Source organism: Brevibacillus fluminis, from assembly GCF_052072235.1.
In the GTDB taxonomy this organism is placed as follows: domain Bacteria; phylum Bacillota; class Bacilli; order Brevibacillales; family Brevibacillaceae; genus Brevibacillus_D; species Brevibacillus_D fluminis_A.
The window spans coordinates 1,722,140-1,740,143 of the sequence record NZ_CM125436.1 but is presented as its reverse complement, the minus strand read 5'-3'; the positions used below and the strand labels follow the sequence as shown (position 1 = coordinate 1,740,143).

Here is an 18,004-nt window from a genome sequence, read left to right as displayed (position 1 = left end):
AACACTCCTCTTTTTTCACTCATAAGCAAGCCTTGCCTGCGATTCGTTCCTGTTTTCGTCCGTTGGCACAAACGGCCTGTAACTATTTTCGTTTCATTTGTCGAATAACCTTTTTTGTTTTTCGGATCAACGCGATTGGATGCGGTTATTTTTTGCAGCGCCTTGTTGTACGTAACCATGCGAAGACCTTCTGAATATATGCTTCTTCGCTGTAAAAATCAAGCAGCATCACGACGCCAAAGTCGTTTGGGGACGCGAGGTACGGCTGCAAAAACTCCCAGACGGCCGCCTTTTATTCAAACGAGATGCGCCACAAATAGATCGAAGCGACGGAACCGTACGGACTGTATGTGCGCCGGTATGCCTCGAATTGGTCCCTTGTCAACGCATCGAGGCCGTACAGCTTCATCATGCCGCGCCGGATGGCGACATCGCCCCAGCTGACGACATCCGGACGCTCCAGCGAATGGATCAGCATCATTTCCGCCGTCCATCTGCCCACTCCGTTGATGCTCATCAGCTTTTTGATCACCTCGGCATCTGACAATTCGCACAGTTCCTGTAGCCGAACCGTCCCTTTCATGATGCTTGTGGCAATCTCTTTGATGACCAACGCCTTTTTCATCGTGATGCCGCATTGCTGAATAAGCTCTGCTGGCTGCATGGTCAGGTTGTGCGGCGTGATTTCGCCGAGCCGTGACTGCATGCGCTCCCACACGGTTTGCGCCGCTTTGGCGGATATGAGCTGACCAACGATCGCGTGAACCAGGGCGGCGAACAGATCGGGGATGACCGTGCGCTCCACCATGCCCAACCGCTTCATCGCCTCCCCCAGCGCTTGATCCGCCTGGGTCAAAAACTCGATTTCTTTTTTGCCATATCGAAAACATTTCGTCGCAACCATCCCCATGTGCCTCTGCTCCCCCGTCCGCATCTATGATCCATTTTTTCCTTTGTAGCACGACTCTATCGCATCTGTCTGCACCAAAACGACGAAATTGCAATAGAAAAGCAAGATTGTGAAATGGCAGAAGACGTTACCAACGAATCCGAATAATTGGAGCATACTGGATCGCCGATAGGGAGCGGGCAACGGCAGGCAATAAAAACAGCGGTCCATCTACGACTTCGTTTTCAAGTCATAGACGGATCGCTGTTTCATGTCTGGGACAGGCTTGCCCGTGCTACGGCGGCTGCCACCCCTGCATTGTTTGCCATCATGGCCAGATGGGCATCGACACTCCGCTCTTTCGCGAACTCCTCCACCCTGGCGAACAGAAACGGTGTCACGCCTTGCCCGTAGAAGCCGCGCCGCTTCGCTTCAGCAATCGCCGATGCAATGATGTCCTCCATCTGCAACTGCTCGACTCGGATTTCTGGCCCCATACCATGTACGATCACCGTGCTGTTGTCTTGCAGCATGCGGGCGATTGCCTCCACATCATCCAGACGCCGCTCGAGCCGATATCCGCTGTTCGGCGAATAGTACGTGGGGCACTCCTCGATCTGATAGCCGACGACGGAAATGCCATCCGTTCGGCAGTACGTGAGCATTTTGCGAATGTCCAATACGGATGGACATCCCCCGCAAATGACCGCGATCGGTGCCCGCCCCGGTTCAGGCATATCGGCCGAGACGGTCCAAATCGGCTCGCCTTCACGGTGCACACCGCCGATTCCCCCGGTCGCTGCCACCTTGATCCCTGCCAATTGCGCTGCGTACAGGGCGGCTGCAAAAGTCGCGGCTCCGGTTTTGCCAGCCGCCAAAACTGCTGCAACGTCGCCCCGTCCCACCTTTGCCACCTGCCGTTTCGGGTGCTGATCAGCCAGCAGCTCCCATTCGTCCGCGTGAAGTCCGAGCTTGATTCGTCCCTGCAAAAAACCGATGAACGCCGGAACTGCGCCATGTTTGCGAATGTCCGCAGCAAGCTGCTCAGCCATTTCGACGTTCCGCGGATACGGCAGCGAATGTGCAAAAACAGCGGTTTCCAGCGCGACGACGGGGAGCCTTTGCGCCATGGCATACGCGATTTCTTCCGAATAAGACAAGTATTCGATCATCGTGTTCTCCTTTTCCCTACAATGGCTGTTCCATGCACCCACCATTGTAAAAACCGCAGCCCCCCGTGTCGCCATCCAGTTGGCCAGATTTTCAGCCATCCAAATCGCTGTCATGCAAAAAGCACCACGCCTTATGCGTAGTGCCCGCACCTTTTCATCCCGTCAGCCTTGTTTTGCCGCGTCGCCGAGCAATGTTACGCGCCCAGCGTTTGCGGGATACGGATCGTCACTTTTGTGCCGCTCCCCGACTCGCTTTCAATCTCCAGCCCGGCGCCGATATTCCGCAAGCGTCTTTCGATGTTGCGCAGCCCGACCCCTTTTCGGTTCCGTTTGTCGACGGCCGGCAGCGCTTCATCCGCCAAATAACCGGGGCCGTTATCTTCAACCGTGACCACCAGATGGTCATCCTCGGCGTAGACCGTGATCTTCACGGTGCCGCCCGACAGCCGCTTCATCGCCCCGTGCCTGATGGCGTTTTCCACGATCGGCTGAATCGTCAGCGGCGGGACCTGGCCGCCTGGGTTATCCGGGAATTCGCAGACGACGTGCAGCCGGTCGCCAAACCGGGTTTGCTCAATATGAAGATACGCTTCCACCAGCTCCAGCTCGCGTTGGATCGCGATCATGTGTTCATGCTGTTCGAAGTCAAAGCTGTTGCGCAAATACGTGCTTAAGTCGATCAGCAAATCTTGCGCCCGCTCCACGTCTTTTTGGCTGACGGCCAAAATCGTATTGAGGGTATTGAACAAAAAATGAGGTTTGATTTGTGACTGCAAAAACGCCATTTCCGCCTGAATCACCTCGCTGACAGACTGCTTCATCCTGATCAGCGTGCGAACCCTTGCCCGCAGCTCAAACGCTTCCACAGGCTTTGTCACATAGTCGTTGGCACCTGCGGCAAAGCCTGCGAGCAAATCGTCCTTTTGACTGCGGGCGGTGACCATCAGAACGGGCAGCTCCGACGGCGTGTACAGCTGCCGCAGATGGCGGCACACCTCGTAGCCCGACATGTGCGGCAGCATGACGTCAAGGATCACCAGGTCCCAGCGGCGATGCTGTGCCAGCGCGGCCAGCGCCTCCCGCCCATTGGTCGCGGTGGTGATCTGATACGGTTCCGCCGCCAGCAAATTCACCATCACATAGCGATTGGTCGGATCGTCGTCCACCAGCAAAATATGTGCTCCCGTCTTCTCGTGCTGCGGCTGCCTGGTGTCCGGCACTTGCGGCATAGCCGCCGCTGCCGTTTGCATGTGCGCAAGCGACTCGCGGAGAATTTGCTCGTTCGCTGCAGTGGCGGTGACTTCTTCCGTCGCCCCCGCGATCGGCATCGTAAAGAAAAAGATTGTGCCGCGCCCTTGTTCGGAGCTTACGCGGATCGTGCCGCCATGCCGCTCCACCAGCTTTTTGCTAATGTGCAGCCCAAGCCCTTTCCCTTCTTTTCCTTCTTCGCCCTGCGCGAACATGTCAAAAATGGATGCCTGTTTCTCTGCCGCTATGCCAATTCCCGTATCCGCCACGCGAATTTCAACCATCCCGCCCTTTCGCTCCGCTTCCACCGCAATCGTACCCGCCGGCGTAAATTTGATTGCGTTATACAATAAGTTAAAGATGATTTGCAGAAATCGCTGCTCGTCGGCGGCGATGCGCGGCAGCTGTTCGGGCACCCGATTGACGAGACGCACGGCATGCTCGTCCGTCAAAAAACGCATCACATCCATGGCAACAGCGACCACATCATGCACAGCAAGGCTCGTCCGCTTCAGCTCGATCCCTGCCTGCAAGTGTGAAATATCGAGCAAATCATCCAGGAGATGGGTCAGCCGCTTCCCTACGCCCAAGACGAGCTGCAGATTTTCCTTCTGCCGCTCATTCAGCTCGTCTGCTCCGCCCTCGATGACGGATTGGACAATATTCATCATGGCATGGAGCGGCGTGCGCAGCTCATGCGAGGTGTTGGCCAAAAATTCGTCTTTCGCCTTATCCAGCGTCAATAGCTGCTGCGACAGCTGTTCCGCTTTTGTCAACGTCGCGAAAAACCGCTCCGAGCTTAACATCGCAAGCGAAATGGCAAACACAAGTATCTCGATCGGCACCCAGCCGTCGTCTTGAATCCAGCCGAGAAAACGCAAATTTTCAAACACGCCGTTATATAAGATGCTGCACGTGCTGATCACAACCCACATCAAGCTCGCATGGTTCGACCACACGCTGCGAAGCAGCCAAACAAAATGATACATAACGGTAATCCATGAGACGAAAATGTAACACGCGTTCAGGCGGGTGAAGGTGTCCGCGTCCAGCAGCAATACCTGGACAATGCACAAACCGGTCAGTGCCAGCAGGATGCTGCCCGCTTTTCCGCCCGATGTTTGGCGGGCGATGTTTTTCATGAACAACGAATAGGAGATGACAAGCCCGAGCATGGAGAGAAATTGAATGCGCGTCACCCAATCGTACGACAAGTCAAACCAGTCGAGCGCGATCCGCTCCCGATGGGTAACCAGGTAAAGCGCGGCAAACAGATTCGATAACGAAAAGTAGATGAATTCCGTAAAGCGGCGATTGTGGACATACAGCATGAAAAAGTAGATGCCAAACAACAGCAGCAGACTGCCTGCGATCGCATCGAAATATTCGGAACTGCGTTTGGCCGCTACGATTTCCTGCAGAGGCCCGACCATGATCGGTTCAAAGATCCCGCCCCCGGAGCCAAAATCGGCATTCGCAATTTGCAGCACAAGATCAAGCCGGTTCCCCGTTACTTCCATATATGTCACATAGGGAACATTGCGGGCGACCACATCATCCGCGCTTGCAGATGGGCGGCCTTGTTCTCCTGCGCTCTGTCCGTCGATGAACAGCCGATGTGACGATCGTATATTGGCAACCCGAACGCCCCATACACGCTGGCTGCTCTCGGGCAGAAGCATTGTCAGATGGTAGGTGCCATACCCGAACGATGTATTCGTCTGCTCGTTCACATAAGCGTCCCACACGCCTGGCACGTTGACGGTGAGCTTTTGCCCCGCATGTGCAGCAAGCTGGTCTGCCGTATACAGCCCGCCACGGTAAAACTCCCATTCGCCATTCAGTTTCATCGCGCCGTTGCGCGCAAAATCCCAGCCTCTGGCATCCAGCACCCCTTGCCTCGCGACCGGCATCCGGGGGGAGCCGGATAAATCGTGCCACCCCAGGCGGACGCAAGTCACCAGCAAAAACACGGCAAATACGACCAATAGTTTCCCTTTATTCGACATGCGCTTCCCCTCAATCCAAGCCGCATTTCCTGATTTTTCATGGTAGTATCCATTGTCCACGATAAGAGGTGCGTCCCTGCCGTGTCAAGCAAACAAATCGATCATCATGAATTGGCTCGCTCCGAGCAAGCCGGTCCGTTTTTACAGAACAAAAAGCAGTCAGACCGGAATGAGCGCGTCCCACTGCTTTTTGTTATGCGATACCTGGGGTGAAAACTCAAAACAGTTCCGGAAACTTTTGCTTCGCTGCCTCTAGGTGGTTTTTATCCACAAGCGTAATCGGCGTATACCATACCGGGATGTCATCGACCACTTGATCAGACGGCGGCTTTTCCCCTTTTGCCAGCTTTACTGCGCCTTCTACGACGCGTTCACCTTGAAGTACCGCCCCTTTGTCAATCGTTCGCACCGGGTCTCCCTTCAAAATCGCTTCCACCGTGCTTTTGTCATTGTCTGCTCCGTAAAAAATGATTTTGTCCTTTACCCCTGCATTTTCGGCGGCTTTCATGGCGCCTGCGATCATGCCATCGTTGTTCGCGAAGACAACCTGGATGTCATTTTTATATTTCACCAGCAGATTTTCCATCGTATTCATCGCCAGCTGTTTGTCCCAGTTGGTGTGGTACTGACTCCCCACAACATTCAAATTGGCATGTTTTCCGATGATGTTCAGATTGCCTTTCGTGATGCTTTCCGCCACCTCGTCACCTTTCGTTCCGGAGAGAATCACGACATTGGCAGGTTTGTCACCCCACTCCTGAAGAAAGCTCTCTACCTGTGCTTCCCCTACCTTGACGCTGTCGCCGACGATCCGCAAATCGGTTTTGGCCCCCTCAATCAGCCCTTCCAGATTGATGACCGGAATGCCTGCCTGTTTTGCCAGCATGACCTGCTGCTTGGCCGCATGTGGATCGGCCGGTTCGATCACGATCGCGTCTACCTTTTGCGCGATGAAATTTTGCACTTGATTCATCTGCGCGGAAGGGTCCAGCTCGGAGCTTTGCCACATCACTTCCACTCCAAGCTCTTTTGCCTTATTCTCGGCGGCTGTTTTCATGAACTGGTAAACCGACTCTTTCATCGTGATATTTGTTACGCCGACAACAATTTTGTCCTTGCTGCCAGCTGTTGGTCCGCCGGCTCCTGTCTGTGTCCCGCAGCCCGCAAGTATCAGTACCCCACAGCTAAGCACCCCTGCCAAATTCCTCCATCGTTTCATCTGAGTGAACGCCCCCTCAATCAAATTTTTTTACGTGTTTTTGAACCAGCGTTTATTTTTTGCTCAGCTTGGCATCCAGCATGACGGCACCCAAAATGATCGCTCCTTTGAACACCATCTGCATATCGGCTGTAATGTTGAGCAGAGACAGCAAATTGTTCAAAATCCCGATCAGGATGACCCCGATGATCGTTCCGCCCAATGTCCCGACGCCGCCCATCAAGCTTGTGCCGCCAATGACAACGGCTGCGATCGCATCCAGCTCGCCCAATGTCCCGACCTGCGGCGTACCGGAACCGAGCCGGGTCGCCACCAGCAATCCGGCAATGGACGCGAGGAATCCGGCTGTGGCATACACGATGATGAGACCTCGCTTCACTTTCACCCCTGCGAGCCGGGCTGCCTCCGGATTTCCGCCGATGGCGTACAGCTCGCGCCCGAACACCGTTTTATTCAAGGCAAACCACGCGATGGCAAACAGTACCACAAAGATGAGCACCTGAATCGGCACGCCCCCTGCCTCTTGGGCAAGGAGGCCGAATGCAAGCGTGCCTGCCATCGCTGAAATTGTGACGATACCCTTTTTCGTCCGTTCCTTTGCTCCGTATTTTTTTCTGGCAGACAAATAGGTGAACAGCATCAGCACGGCAATCGCTGCGGAAAGTAGAAGCGCTGCCGTGCCCCCCACCCGACCAGCTCCAAGGTAGTCAAAGAAATCAGCACGCAGGGGCACCGATGCGGATGAGGTGAGAATGAGTGCCAAGCCTTTGTAAGCAGACAGTCCGGCCAACGTGACGATGAAGGGCGGCACCTTGAATCTCGTAATGCATAGCCCGTGGAACATGCCGACCGCTGTTCCGAGCAAAATGGCGAGCAAGACCGCCAACGGCCACCCGATGACGGGGGCTGCGATGGCGACGATCACGCCGGTCAGTGCCAGGAGAGAGCCAACTGACAGATCGATGCCGCCGGTCAAGATAACAAAGGTCATCCCGACGGCCAATATACCCGGTGCGGCGATCTGCGTCGCGACGTTGACAATGTTGAACGGGGACAAAAATGTAGGGCTCATGATCGCCGAAATCGCGATCAGCACGGCCAGCCCAGCCAATGACGTATAATTTTTCCAATTGATTGCAAGCGCACCTTTCTTGCCGAGCCCGGCTGGTGCTTCTGTCACTGCCTCTTTAGGAAACATGCTGTGCACCTCCAAGCGCGTATCGTACTAACACTTCCTCATCTGCTTGCTCCTGAAGCATTTCTGCCGCGATTTTCCCGTCCTTCATGACGAGGATGCGGTCGCTCACCCCGAGCACTTCAGGCAGCTCGGAAGAGACCATAATGATCGCGATCCCCTCATCCGCCAGGTCCCGAATCATCTTGTAAATTTCCGCTTTTGCCCCGACATCGATGCCTCTTGTCGGTTCGTCCAAAATCAGCAGCTGCGGCTGGGTAAGCAGCCATTTGCCAACGACAACCTTCTGCTGATTTCCGCCGGACAAATGCTTGACGAGCTGGTTGACATGCGGCACCTTCACGCTGAGCTTCTGCACCATCCGCTGCACTTCAGAAGCAGCTTTCACCTGATCGATGACGCCAAGCGTTTTGGCGACCGAACGCAGCGATGCGAGCGTCAAGTTTTCTTCTACGGACAACCCGAGCACGAGCCCCGTTTTTTTGCGGTCTTCCGTCACGAGCGCGATCCCGCTTGCGATGGCATGCGCCGGATTTTTGACCGCGAATGGTTGGTTGCGCACATACATCCTGCCGGTCGCCTTCCCTTCCTGCCCTTCAAAGATCGAATCGACCAGCTCCGACCTTCCTGCCCCGACAAGCCCATAGATTCCGAGGATTTCTCCCGTCTTCACGTGCAGCGAGACACGGTCAACCAGCCTTTTTACAGGGCTAACCGGATCGGGGACCGACCAATCTTCGAGCCTGAGCCATTCTTCACCCGCCTGGCCGCTCTTCCGCCGGGGAGGATACAAATCCCGCAACTCGCGCCCTACCGTCCAGCGAATGATGTCGTCTCGGGTCGTATCCTGAACTAACGCTGATCGTACGTAGCTGCCATCCTTCAGCACAACCACGGCATCGCAAATATCAAAAATTTCGTTCAGTTTGTGCGACACGTAAATCATCGTCGTGCCTTGCTGCTTCAACCGCTCGATGATTTGATAGAGGAGAGCGACCTCATGATTGGACAGCGAGCTGGTCGCTTCGTCAAAAATCAGCACCTTCGGTTTTTTCGCGACCGCCTTGGCGATCTCGACCATTTGCCGTTTGGAGACCGGCAAGTCTTTGATCTTGTCCCGCGGATTGATCGGAATACCCAGATCGTCAAGCAGTTTGCCCGCCTGATCGTACAGTGCCTCAAAATCGATGATCCCGCTTTTGCCTGGCATGCGGCTGAGGAAAATGTTCTCAGCCACGGTCATTTCGTTGAACAGATTTAATTCCTGGTGTACGATCGCGATCCCGATTTTTTCCGCATCGAGTGTGGATGAGAGTGTTAGCTCTTCGCCTTCATACAAAATGCTGCCCGAATACGAGCCGTGCGGGTTGACGCCGGCGATGATCTTCCCCAGCGTAGACTTGCCCGCGCCGTTTTCGCCGCAAAGGGCGACGACCTGCCCGCGCGCAATGTCAAAGGTCACATCGCGCAGCGCCTTTACACCGGGGAACGAGATGGAAACGCCGCGAATCTGAAGGATTGACATCGGTTTCACCTGCTTTCGAAGATAATTCGTGTCAACTGTTGCCTGCTCGGTTTTGTTAACCGGTTAACTAGCCTATAATGTATCATGAATCTACCGTTTCGTAAACGATAATAAAAAGATAATTTCAAGTAATTTGAATTTTTATCCCGGACAAATCACAACGATCGCCATACGGAAAAAGGGCTGCTTACGCCCCTTCCCGTTTTCTTGCTGGCGTCCTTTCTGCCGCTGCTGCTTGCTCCTGATTTGCATCCGCAATCGTCACGCCGATCGCTTGGTAAGCGCGGGGTCTTTGCTTTTTGAGCCGTAAGCCCACCGCGATCCCCGCGATCGTAATCGCACCGATGATGCTAAAGATGGCGATCGACAGCGCCGTCTGTCCTTCTCCTACAAACAGGCTGAAATTTAGAATGGCGTAGATGGTCGTTCCGCTCAAACAGATCGCAGCCAGGCCTGGAGCGATTTTGGTATGCCAAAGGCGCGTATCGGCACCTGTGCGGGCGAAATAGCAGATCACCGCAATCGCCGTCAAGCTGTACAAAATCAGCAGCGCCAATGTCCCGATTGCACCAAACCACCCGTATAAGTGTACAAACGGGTCAGCACCTACACTGGCTGCGACGATCAGGAAAAACAGCGCCGTAGCCGACTGGACGATGCTTGCCACGTGTGGGGAACGGAAGCGGTGATGGACAAGGCCGAGCTTGGCAGGCAAAATGCCCGTGCGCCCGCAGGCAAAATAGTAACGCGTGATCATGTTTTGGATCGCAAGCAAGGCAGCGAAAGCGCTTGTGACCAAAAGCAGCTGCATCGCCAGCACGGCCCATCCGCCGAGAACCCGGGTGGCAAGCTCGTTCACGACCGTGCCGGGGTCGCCATTTTGGCTGAACACGTGATTCAATTTGGCGATGATGCCTGTTTCGCCCCAACCGACGATGATGGCATATGCCGCAACGGCATTCAAAATCCCGATGATGATGACAGACCAATAGGTCGCAATGGGCACCGTGCGCCGCGGATTTTTGGCTTCCTCGCTGAATACGGCGGTCGCCTCGAACCCGACGAAAGATCCGAACGCAAACAAGAGCGCGATGCCAACCGTACCGCTGAACACGACATTCGGCTGGAAGGAAGCCGCCGTGTAGCCTTCAGGCGACGGGTCCAGCAACGATGCGATGCTGAGCAGCACCATGATCGCCACTTCCCCCAGCATCAAAATGCCCAAAATTTTCGAGCCGATCTCGATGCTGCGGTATCCGAAAAATGAAACGAGAGCCCAGGCGCTCAGTGCGTACAGCCACCAGGCAAGTTGGACATCGGCGCTGGCGGCGAAAAAGACATGCGCAGCATAGCCGAACAGCCCGTACAGGGCGACCTGAATAGTGATATACGACAAAAGCGACAAATAGGAAGCGCTTACGCCGAGTGGTCTGCCAATCCCTTGCGATATATAGGCGTAAAAAGCGCCGGTATTGCGGATATGGCGTGCCATGGCGGTGAAACCCACGGAAAAGAGCAGCCAGACGACCATCGCCAGCAAGTAAATGCCGGGTTCGCCGACCCCATTGCCAAATTGCAAAATCAAGATGAGATTGCCGAATAATGTTGTGATCGGCCCTACTGCCGAAATGACCAGGAAAATGAGTTGAGGGACTCCGAGAACCCCGCTTGCCAACGTCTTATGCTGTTCTGTTTTCATGAGAAAGCCTCCCCCTACAACTTTTGTTGCCTCACCGTGTCGCCCAGCGAATCCCCCGGCGCGTCAGTTCCAGAACCTCCGGCTTTTCCAGCTCCTGCGGCGTATGCCCCAACGAATGGTAAAAGACACGGCCACGGCCCCACTGGCGCTTCCAGGCGACCGGCATCGTCACGCCTTTGAGCCATGTGAAGCTGTCGCCGTCCACCGCCGTCATCGCGATCACATCGTTGCCTGGATCTGTATGCATGTAGTATTGCTCCGAAAACACTTTGAACGGAGCGAGCCCAGCCGTGAGCGGGTCCTGTTTCAGAAAGCTTACTTCATACTCGATGAAATCGCCAGGGTGTGCGATGAATTGCCCGCCGAGGAGCAGCTTGAACGGATGGCTTGCGTTGAACGCGTCCGCGATCCCGTGCCAGCAGGCGAGCCCTACGCCGCGCTCGACCGCCTTCAGTAACGATTGCTCCTGGAAGACGCTCAAATCCCCTTGCGTCCAAATCGGGACGATCACATCGAATTCATGCAGACGATTGGATTCGAGTATGCCCAAATCAGTAAATACCTCCACCTCGTAATCGTCCAGCAGCTGGGTGCGGGCGAATTCCGCGGTTTCTTGCGGATAGTGCCATGCCCATCCTCCGTGCAGGATCAGTGCTTTTTTCATGATGATTCCTCCTGTGTAGCATGCGGGGGATGCGGTACAGTACGTAAGCATCTGTCCGCATCTTCCGCACGTTGATCAGATCAATGCAAAATGAATAAACTTCTACTCGCCTGTTTCGCGTTCAAGCCTCATCCGCGCCGTAATGGCATGTCCCTCCATCATTTCCGCATCGCAAATCGCCGCGACATGGGGGGCGACCGTTTCGGTCCCTTTTGCCGAAACCCGCTGGTATGTCAGCGTTTTGAGGAATTTGCCGACAAAAAGTCCGCCTGTGTAGCGGGCCGCGCGATCGGTCGGCAGCACGTGATTGGTTCCGATCGCCTTATCGCCATATGCGACAGTCGAGCGTTTTCCAAGAAACAGCGAGCCGTAATTGGTCAACCGCTCAAAAAACCAGTTATCGTCATGCGTCTGCACCTCAACATGTTCGGAGGCGATTTCATCCGCGATCCGCAGCACGCTCTCCCGATCAGCCCCGACGATCACTTCCGCCCGATTTCGCCAAGCCTGTGCGGCGACCTGTGCCGTCGGCCAATCCGTTTGCAGCCACTGCTCCACTTCAGCGATGACGCGCTCGGCAAACGCGGTGGAATCGGTCACGAGAATGACTTGTGAAGTGGGGCCGTGCTCCGCCTGTGCCAGCAGATCAGCGGCCACCAGCTTGGGCTCGGCGCTGTCGTCAGCGATCACCAGCACCTCGGACGGGCCTGCCAGCAGATCGATGCCTACATGGCCAAACAGTTGGCGCTTTGCCTCGGCGACGAACGCATTGCCTGCGCCGACGACCATGTCGACCGGCTTGATCGTTTCCACGCCATACGCCATCGCCGCGAGCGCCTGCACGCCGCCAAGGCAGTAGATTTCATCCGCACCAGCAGCAGCCATCGCGTACAGCTGGGCCGGATGGATTCCGCCGCCTTTCGTTGGCGGTGCGCATGCGATGACACGCGGTACTCCTGCTGCCTTCGCTGTTGCAATCGTCATGATCGCAGAGGCGATGAGCGGATACCGACCGCCGGGCACATAGCATCCGACTGCATTCACCGGCACCAGCTTGTGCCCCAATTTGACCCCCGGAAGCGTTTCTACTTCCAATTCGTGCAATGTGCCGCGCTGATGCATGGCGAATCCGTGCACCTGCGCCCGCGAAAAATCGATGCTCGCCCGCAGCGCAGGGTCGATTTCGCGCGTCGCCCGTTCGATCGTCTCCTGATCGACCCGGAACGATTCCGGATTCCAGCTATCGAATTTTTGCGAATACACACGCACAGCTTCCTGCCCGTTGTTTCGAATATCCGCGAGAATATCTGCTACCGTTTGCCGTAATTCAGGGCTGGCCGATTCGGGGCCTTGTTCAGCGCGTTTTAAATAGGTGGCTTGCTGCAGCACTGTTTCGTTTTTCATGGTTTCCCCTCCGTCTGATCCGGGTTGTTGGTATATGCTTGCTTACAGATGCTGTTCCAGCTCCCGGCCCTCTTGATACTCGTCCTGCCGCTCGTCCTGAATGTAGGCGGGCACCGGGAAATCCCACCAGCCTGGCACGAATGGGCCTGCCGCATCGCGGGACGTCATCGCCTCAACGAGTGTCGGTCCGTCGGTCTCCAGCGCTTCCTTGAGCGCTTCGGCCACTTGCTCCGGCGTTTTAGCCCGCCACGCTTTCAACCCGAAATGGCGTGCGACTTCCGCAAAATGAGGCGTATACGGCTCGCCGTTTTTCAGGTTGAATTCCGACCCGATGTGACGGCCCATGATTTTGCGTTGTCCTCCCCGTATGGACATATATCCCATGTTGTTTTGCACGAGGAAAACAACCGGAATGTTGTGCATAACGGCTACCGCGATCTCCGGAAGCGATTGCATGAAGTCGCCGTCACCGACGATGCAGACTACCTTGCGCTCTGGTTGGGCCAGCTTGGCGCCGAGCGAGGCCGGCACAGCCCAGCCCATGGATGAGAAACTGCCGGAAGTGAGATAAGTACGCGGTTCATAGACCGGAAAAGACTGTTTGACAGCTCCTTGCGTGTTACCGGAACCGACGACCACGATGCCGTCGCGCGGCAGCACTTTGCGCAGCTCGGCGAGCGGACGCTGGGAGGTCATCGGGGATTCGTTGCTTTCGCGGCGCGCCGAAATGATTCGCTCCCATTCCTGCTTCTGCCGCTCAATCTCTTGGTAATAGTCCGCACGATCGGCTGCCATCGCCTCGAGATCGGCCGTGGTGAACGCTTGCAGCAAATCTTGCAGGGCAAGCTTGGCATCCGCCACGATCCCCACTTCGGTCGGATAGTTTTTGCCGATTTCCTGCGGGTCGATGTCGATGTGAATCAGCTTGGCCGGCGGGAACGAGAAGCTCGTGCCTTTGCGGTAGCTGGAGGCCGACCAGTCGGTAAAGCGGCAGCCGACAGACAGCACGACATCCGCATTCGCCGCCAGGGCGTTACCGCTGGTTGTGCCCGTTTGTCCGACCGAACCGGCGAACAGTCGATGATCTTCCGGAAATGCGCCTTTTCCATTCCAGGTCGTCACGACAGCCGCCCCGACTGTCTCAGCCAGCTGGCGCAGCTCATCCCACGCTTCCGCCGTAATCGCACCGCCGCCCGCCACGATGACCGGTCGAGTTGCGCTGCGCAGCAATTGCGCCGCTGCCGAGATCGCGGCTGCGTCCGCGCGCATCGTCCCGATCGGCATACGCCGCTCCAGATTGTGAATCTGCACCTCAACCGCTTCCGCCTGCACATCCATCGGCACTTCCACATGAACCGGGCCGCGCCGTCCCGTCAGCATCGCATTGAACGCGCGATGCATGATAAAGGGCAGCTCTTCGACGCGATTGGCTTCCCAATGCCGCTTGGTCACGCCTTCGGTGACGCGGGGAAAATCGTTGGAATGAAACCGGTCCAGCTCTTGCATGACGCCATGCCCGCGCATGTGCGTCGCAGGCGCGCCGGTAAACAGGATCACGGAGGTGGAATCGGCATAGGCCGTCCCCAAGCCGATGATCGTGTTGGCCGCTCCCGGTCCTACCGAGGTCACCGCCGCCATCGGCTTGCCGGATGCGCGGTAATAGCCGTCCGCCAAATGAACCGCGCTTTGTTCATGCATGACTTGAATAAACGGGATTTCGCAGCCTTCCTCCAAAAATGCGTCAAGCAATGTCCAGCAGCCGTGTCCAGGAATGCCCGCGACGTATGGAATCCCGTAATTTTTGAGCGCTTTGGCAATGATTTGTCCGCCTGTCAGTTTCATATGTGCAACTCCTCTCCTTTGCTGTAAGCCGCTTTATGTTTCGCAATATTCGATCTCTTTGTTTCTGAATTCACTTTTCTGCATCAGATGATCCGCTACCCGCAGCGCCTGTGCCGCAATGGTAAGCGCCGGATTGACCGCCGCTGAGGACGGAAAAAACGACGAGTCGACGACGTACAGATTTTGCACCGTGTGCGCCTGGCAATACGGATCGAGCACCGATGTCGCCGGGTCTGTCCCGAATCGCGCTGTGCCGCACATATGGGAGTTTGTCTCGATCCCCATCTTTTGCGTCAGGATGAGCGGATAGCCGGCGCGCCGCAGCATCCGTTTCGTCTCTTGCACCAGCTGCCTGTGTGCCTCCAGGTTATTCGGCTTCCACCGAATCTGAATGCGCCCGTCAGCCCCAAGCGTCACCCGGTTTTCCGGATCTGGCAAGTCTTCCGACGTGAGGTAAAAATCTACGCTTCGGTCGGCGATATGCCCCAGGATCGGTTTCGGCACGAACGGCTTTTGCGCCTTCAGCATGTCTGCCTGCAGCTTCCCGAGCATTTGCAGATTGCCCATCGGATACGGAAAGCCGCTTTTGCCAAAATAGTAATCGTTGATGGACAGCGTCTTTTGAAACGAAGTGTCATTTTGCCAGGTGGGGTGGACGGCCATGAGAAACGTGCTGTTGTGCACCATATAGTTCCGGCCGACCAGTCCGGATTGATTGGCGAGCCCGTCTGGATGCGCGGTGCTGTCCGAGCGCAGCAGCAAGGCAGCCGAGTTGACCGCGCCGCAAGCGACCACAATCGTGCCGCCATGCACGGTAAAGCGCTCGCCATCCCGCACAAGCTCCACCGCGACGGCACTGCGACCGCTCGGATCTGTCAAAATCCGCTGCGCGAAGGTACGGGTCATGAGTTCCACATGCGGGGATTGCAGCGCTGCCTCCACGCCGCACACTTCCGCATCCGCCTTCGCTCCAAGTTTGCACGGAAAACCGTCGCACGTCTTGCAGCGAACGCAGCGGCCCCCTTCCCGCAGATCGATGCCCACCGGCAAGGAAAACGGTCGCAGCCCCTGATCGCGCAGCTTGGCAGCCAACTGCTCGATCGTCGGCTCGTGGGGTACCTCGGGAAATGGAAACGGCTTTGACCGTGGAGGTTCAGTCGGGTCCTCTCCCACCTTGCCATGCACGAAAAACAGCTCCTCCGCCTTTGTGTAGTAAGGTTCAAAAGCATGGTAGGACACAGGCCATGCCGGCGAAATGCCGCCTTCATGCACGATCTCTTCAAAATCTTGCTCGCGCAGCCGGAGCAGGACGGCCCCGTATACTTTGGTGTTCCCGCCGACCACGTAATGCACGCCAGGCGCGAACGGTTGGCCGCGATCGTCATACCATTTCTCTTCCGGCTTATAGCGTTTTTCGGCGAAAACAGCCCGCGTATCCCAGTTTTCAGGCTCTCGCGGCAAGTAGTCTCCGCGTTCGACCAAAAGCACCTTTGCACCGCTGTCCTTCAGGGCGTAAGCCAATGTTCCGCCGCCCGCTCCCGTCCCGATGATGATGATGTCGTAACTCTGGTACATTGCTGCACCTCCTCTTCACTAGGCGACAAGCAACGTGTGGACCTTTCGCAAAAACATGCGGGCTTGCACCTTTGTCACTCACAAGCCTCTGCACGGTACTAACAGCCGCTTATGATTGCTTTACGCGATTTTTGTTAACCGGTTAACCTTTCATTCTTGCAACATTAGTTAACCGGTTAACTTATTCAAACTATATCACCTGCCTATCCGCTTGTAAATACTATTTATTTTTATGGTTTCAAAAAATTCGAGTAGTCAGTCTATTGTTCTTTTGTTCCCGGGTCGCTTTTGCTTTCAGATCGGATCATGCGCAAATCTCATGACGCCCGCCCAAGCTCGTCCCTGTTACCCACAACAAGGCACTGTTGTGCTGCTGCAAACTTTTGCGCTATAATTGTTCCTAAACTTAGTTAACCGTTTAATCGGAGGGCCCATGAAACAAAAAATCACCATCCGCGACGTGGCCAAACTTGCCGGCGTTTCATCGGCAACGGTCTCCTACGTCGTGAACGGCATCAACAAAGTCTCGGAAGAAACCAAGGAAAAAGTGTTTGAGGCGATCAAGCAGCTCGATTACCAGCCCGATTTCACCGCGATCAGCCTATCCAAGCGCAAATCGAATATGCTCGGCGTGATGATGCCTTTTGTCGACAACTCATTGGCCCCGATGTTTCGCGAGAACTACTACTATACCGAAATGATCGGCGGCATGGAATCTATCGCACGGAAAAACAAATACGACCTCTTGATTTCCGGCGTGCGCGATCCGCAAGACTGCAAAAGCTGGGTCACCAAACGGAATCTGGACGGCCTCATCTTTCTCGGCCTCTTTCCGGAAGCGCTCTATGAAGAGCTGAAATCGTTGGATATTCCCATTGTGTTGATTGATAATTACGAAGAATTCGGCAAATCGTACCACAATATCCGGATCGATGACGAACTCGGCGGTTATTTGGCCGGCAAGCATCTCATCGAGCGCGGACACACAGCGATCAGCTTCATCGGTCATGATCTCGCCAATTTTCCGGTTGATTGGAACCGCTCCAACGGCTTGAAAAAAGCAGTCACCGAAGCCAACCTCTCCACAGACGCCATCACCTTTTTCGAAGGAAAAGGCAGCTCTTTTGAAATCGGCTATGAGATGGGAACGAAACTTCTGGAGCTTGGCGACAAGACGACCGCCATCTTCGCCTCCTCGGACATTTTGGCCATGGGGATCATCAAAGCGCTGCAGGAGCGGGGAAAAGAAATCCCGCACGATTATTCGATCATCGGCTTCGATGATTTGGCGATCAACATGATTTCCCGCCCTGGCTTGACGACGATCCGGCAGGATGTTTTCCATAAAGGCGTCGTATCTGTACAGACGATTATCGATGCCATCGAGCAAAAAATCAGCGATCCGGTCCATGTCACCCTGTCGATCGAATTAATCGAACGGGAGTCGACGCGTCGACTGGATTAATCGACCACGGCGTCAGGCGCAATGCCCGACGTCTTTTTGGCCTACTCATTCCCCACCCACTATCCGCACGTCATTCGATAGAATTCTTGAAATACAAA

Annotated in this window: 12 protein-coding genes and 1 pseudogene; 1 reads left to right on the top strand and 12 read right to left on the bottom strand. The window is 55.5% G+C overall.

The annotated features are described in order from the left end of the window. Positions 1–82: 82 nt before the first annotated feature. The 12 genes and pseudogenes from ACTID9_RS08755 to ACTID9_RS08700 form a co-directional block, all read right to left on the bottom strand. Positions 83–292: pseudogene (locus tag ACTID9_RS08755) on the bottom strand (DNA alkylation repair protein); the annotation flags it as partial. Next, positions 293–910 (bottom strand): DNA-3-methyladenine glycosylase family protein, encoded by a 618-nt coding sequence (locus ACTID9_RS08750; protein ID WP_441070816.1) that lies wholly within the window; start codon positions 908–910, stop codon positions 293–295. Between the two features lie 248 nt (positions 911–1,158). Further along, positions 1,159–2,175: a pseudouridine-5'-phosphate glycosidase gene (locus ACTID9_RS08745; protein ID WP_441070815.1), complete on the bottom strand. Its 1,017-nt coding sequence runs from the start codon at positions 2,173–2,175 to the stop codon at positions 1,159–1,161. A gap of 80 nt (positions 2,176–2,255) precedes the next feature. Continuing rightward, the gene (locus ACTID9_RS08740) at positions 2,256–5,318 is read right to left on the bottom strand and encodes a hybrid sensor histidine kinase/response regulator (RefSeq protein WP_441070814.1); all 3,063 of its coding nucleotides are present in this window, start codon (positions 5,316–5,318) and stop codon (positions 2,256–2,258) included. A 217-nt stretch (positions 5,319–5,535) separates the two neighbouring features. After that, complete coding sequence (locus ACTID9_RS08735) at positions 5,536–6,537, bottom strand: substrate-binding domain-containing protein (protein ID WP_441070813.1); 1,002 nt, start codon at positions 6,535–6,537, stop codon at positions 5,536–5,538. Between the two features lie 52 nt (positions 6,538–6,589). Continuing rightward, complete coding sequence (locus ACTID9_RS08730) at positions 6,590–7,735, bottom strand: sugar ABC transporter permease (protein ID WP_441070812.1); 1,146 nt, start codon at positions 7,733–7,735, stop codon at positions 6,590–6,592. Beyond that, the gene (locus ACTID9_RS08725; protein WP_441070811.1) at positions 7,725–9,257 is read right to left on the bottom strand and encodes a sugar ABC transporter ATP-binding protein; all 1,533 of its coding nucleotides are present in this window, start codon (positions 9,255–9,257) and stop codon (positions 7,725–7,727) included. Before ACTID9_RS08725 ends, ACTID9_RS08730 begins: the two co-directional genes overlap by 11 nt. 187 nt (positions 9,258–9,444) lie before the next feature. Continuing rightward, positions 9,445–10,956: an APC family permease gene (locus tag ACTID9_RS08720; RefSeq protein WP_441070810.1), complete on the bottom strand. Its 1,512-nt coding sequence runs from the start codon at positions 10,954–10,956 to the stop codon at positions 9,445–9,447. A gap of 31 nt (positions 10,957–10,987) precedes the next feature. Further along, complete coding sequence (locus ACTID9_RS08715) at positions 10,988–11,620, bottom strand: ThuA domain-containing protein (RefSeq protein WP_441070809.1); 633 nt, start codon at positions 11,618–11,620, stop codon at positions 10,988–10,990. Between the two features lie 102 nt (positions 11,621–11,722). Continuing rightward, on the bottom strand, positions 11,723–13,024 hold the full coding sequence (gene hisD / locus ACTID9_RS08710) for a histidinol dehydrogenase (protein WP_441070808.1): 1,302 nt from the start codon (positions 13,022–13,024) through the stop codon (positions 11,723–11,725). A gap of 42 nt (positions 13,025–13,066) precedes the next feature. Next, positions 13,067–14,866, bottom strand: a complete 1,800-nt coding sequence (locus tag ACTID9_RS08705; RefSeq protein ID WP_441070807.1) for a thiamine pyrophosphate-binding protein — start codon at positions 14,864–14,866, stop codon at positions 13,067–13,069. A 33-nt stretch (positions 14,867–14,899) separates the two neighbouring features. After that, positions 14,900–16,441 carry a GMC oxidoreductase gene (locus ACTID9_RS08700; protein WP_441070806.1) on the bottom strand — a complete coding sequence of 514 codons (1,542 nt, stop codon included), beginning with the start codon at positions 16,439–16,441 and terminating at the stop codon, positions 14,900–14,902. 433 nt (positions 16,442–16,874) lie between these two features. Between ACTID9_RS08700 and ACTID9_RS08695 the strand changes: the two genes are divergently transcribed. Beyond that, on the top strand, positions 16,875–17,906 hold the full coding sequence (locus ACTID9_RS08695) for a LacI family DNA-binding transcriptional regulator (RefSeq protein ID WP_441070805.1): 1,032 nt from the start codon (positions 16,875–16,877) through the stop codon (positions 17,904–17,906). Positions 17,907–18,004 lie beyond the last annotated feature (98 nt).

What these genes read in the sequence shown, in the direction of transcription:
- ACTID9_RS08750 (WP_441070816.1), bottom strand. Translation starts at nt 910, where the DNA reads ATGGGGATGGTTGCGACGAAATGTTTTCGATATGGCAAAAAAGAAATC.
- ACTID9_RS08745 (WP_441070815.1), bottom strand. Translation starts at nt 2,175, where the DNA reads ATGACAGCGATTTGGATGGCTGAAAATCTGGCCAACTGGATGGCGACA.
- ACTID9_RS08740 (WP_441070814.1), bottom strand. Translation starts at nt 5,318, where the DNA reads ATGTCGAATAAAGGGAAACTATTGGTCGTATTTGCCGTGTTTTTGCTG.
- ACTID9_RS08735 (WP_441070813.1), bottom strand. Translation starts at nt 6,537, where the DNA reads ATGAAACGATGGAGGAATTTGGCAGGGGTGCTTAGCTGTGGGGTACTG.
- ACTID9_RS08730 (WP_441070812.1), bottom strand. Translation starts at nt 7,735, where the DNA reads ATGTTTCCTAAAGAGGCAGTGACAGAAGCACCAGCCGGGCTCGGCAAG.
- ACTID9_RS08725 (WP_441070811.1), bottom strand. Translation starts at nt 9,257, where the DNA reads ATGTCAATCCTTCAGATTCGCGGCGTTTCCATCTCGTTCCCCGGTGTA.
- ACTID9_RS08720 (WP_441070810.1), bottom strand. Translation starts at nt 10,956, where the DNA reads ATGAAAACAGAACAGCATAAGACGTTGGCAAGCGGGGTTCTCGGAGTC.
- ACTID9_RS08715 (WP_441070809.1), bottom strand. Translation starts at nt 11,620, where the DNA reads ATGAAAAAAGCACTGATCCTGCACGGAGGATGGGCATGGCACTATCCG.
- hisD (WP_441070808.1), bottom strand. Translation starts at nt 13,024, where the DNA reads ATGAAAAACGAAACAGTGCTGCAGCAAGCCACCTATTTAAAACGCGCT.
- ACTID9_RS08705 (WP_441070807.1), bottom strand. Translation starts at nt 14,866, where the DNA reads ATGAAACTGACAGGCGGACAAATCATTGCCAAAGCGCTCAAAAATTAC.
- ACTID9_RS08700 (WP_441070806.1), bottom strand. Translation starts at nt 16,441, where the DNA reads ATGTACCAGAGTTACGACATCATCATCATCGGGACGGGAGCGGGCGGC.
- ACTID9_RS08695 (WP_441070805.1), top strand. Translation starts at nt 16,875, where the DNA reads ATGAAACAAAAAATCACCATCCGCGACGTGGCCAAACTTGCCGGCGTT.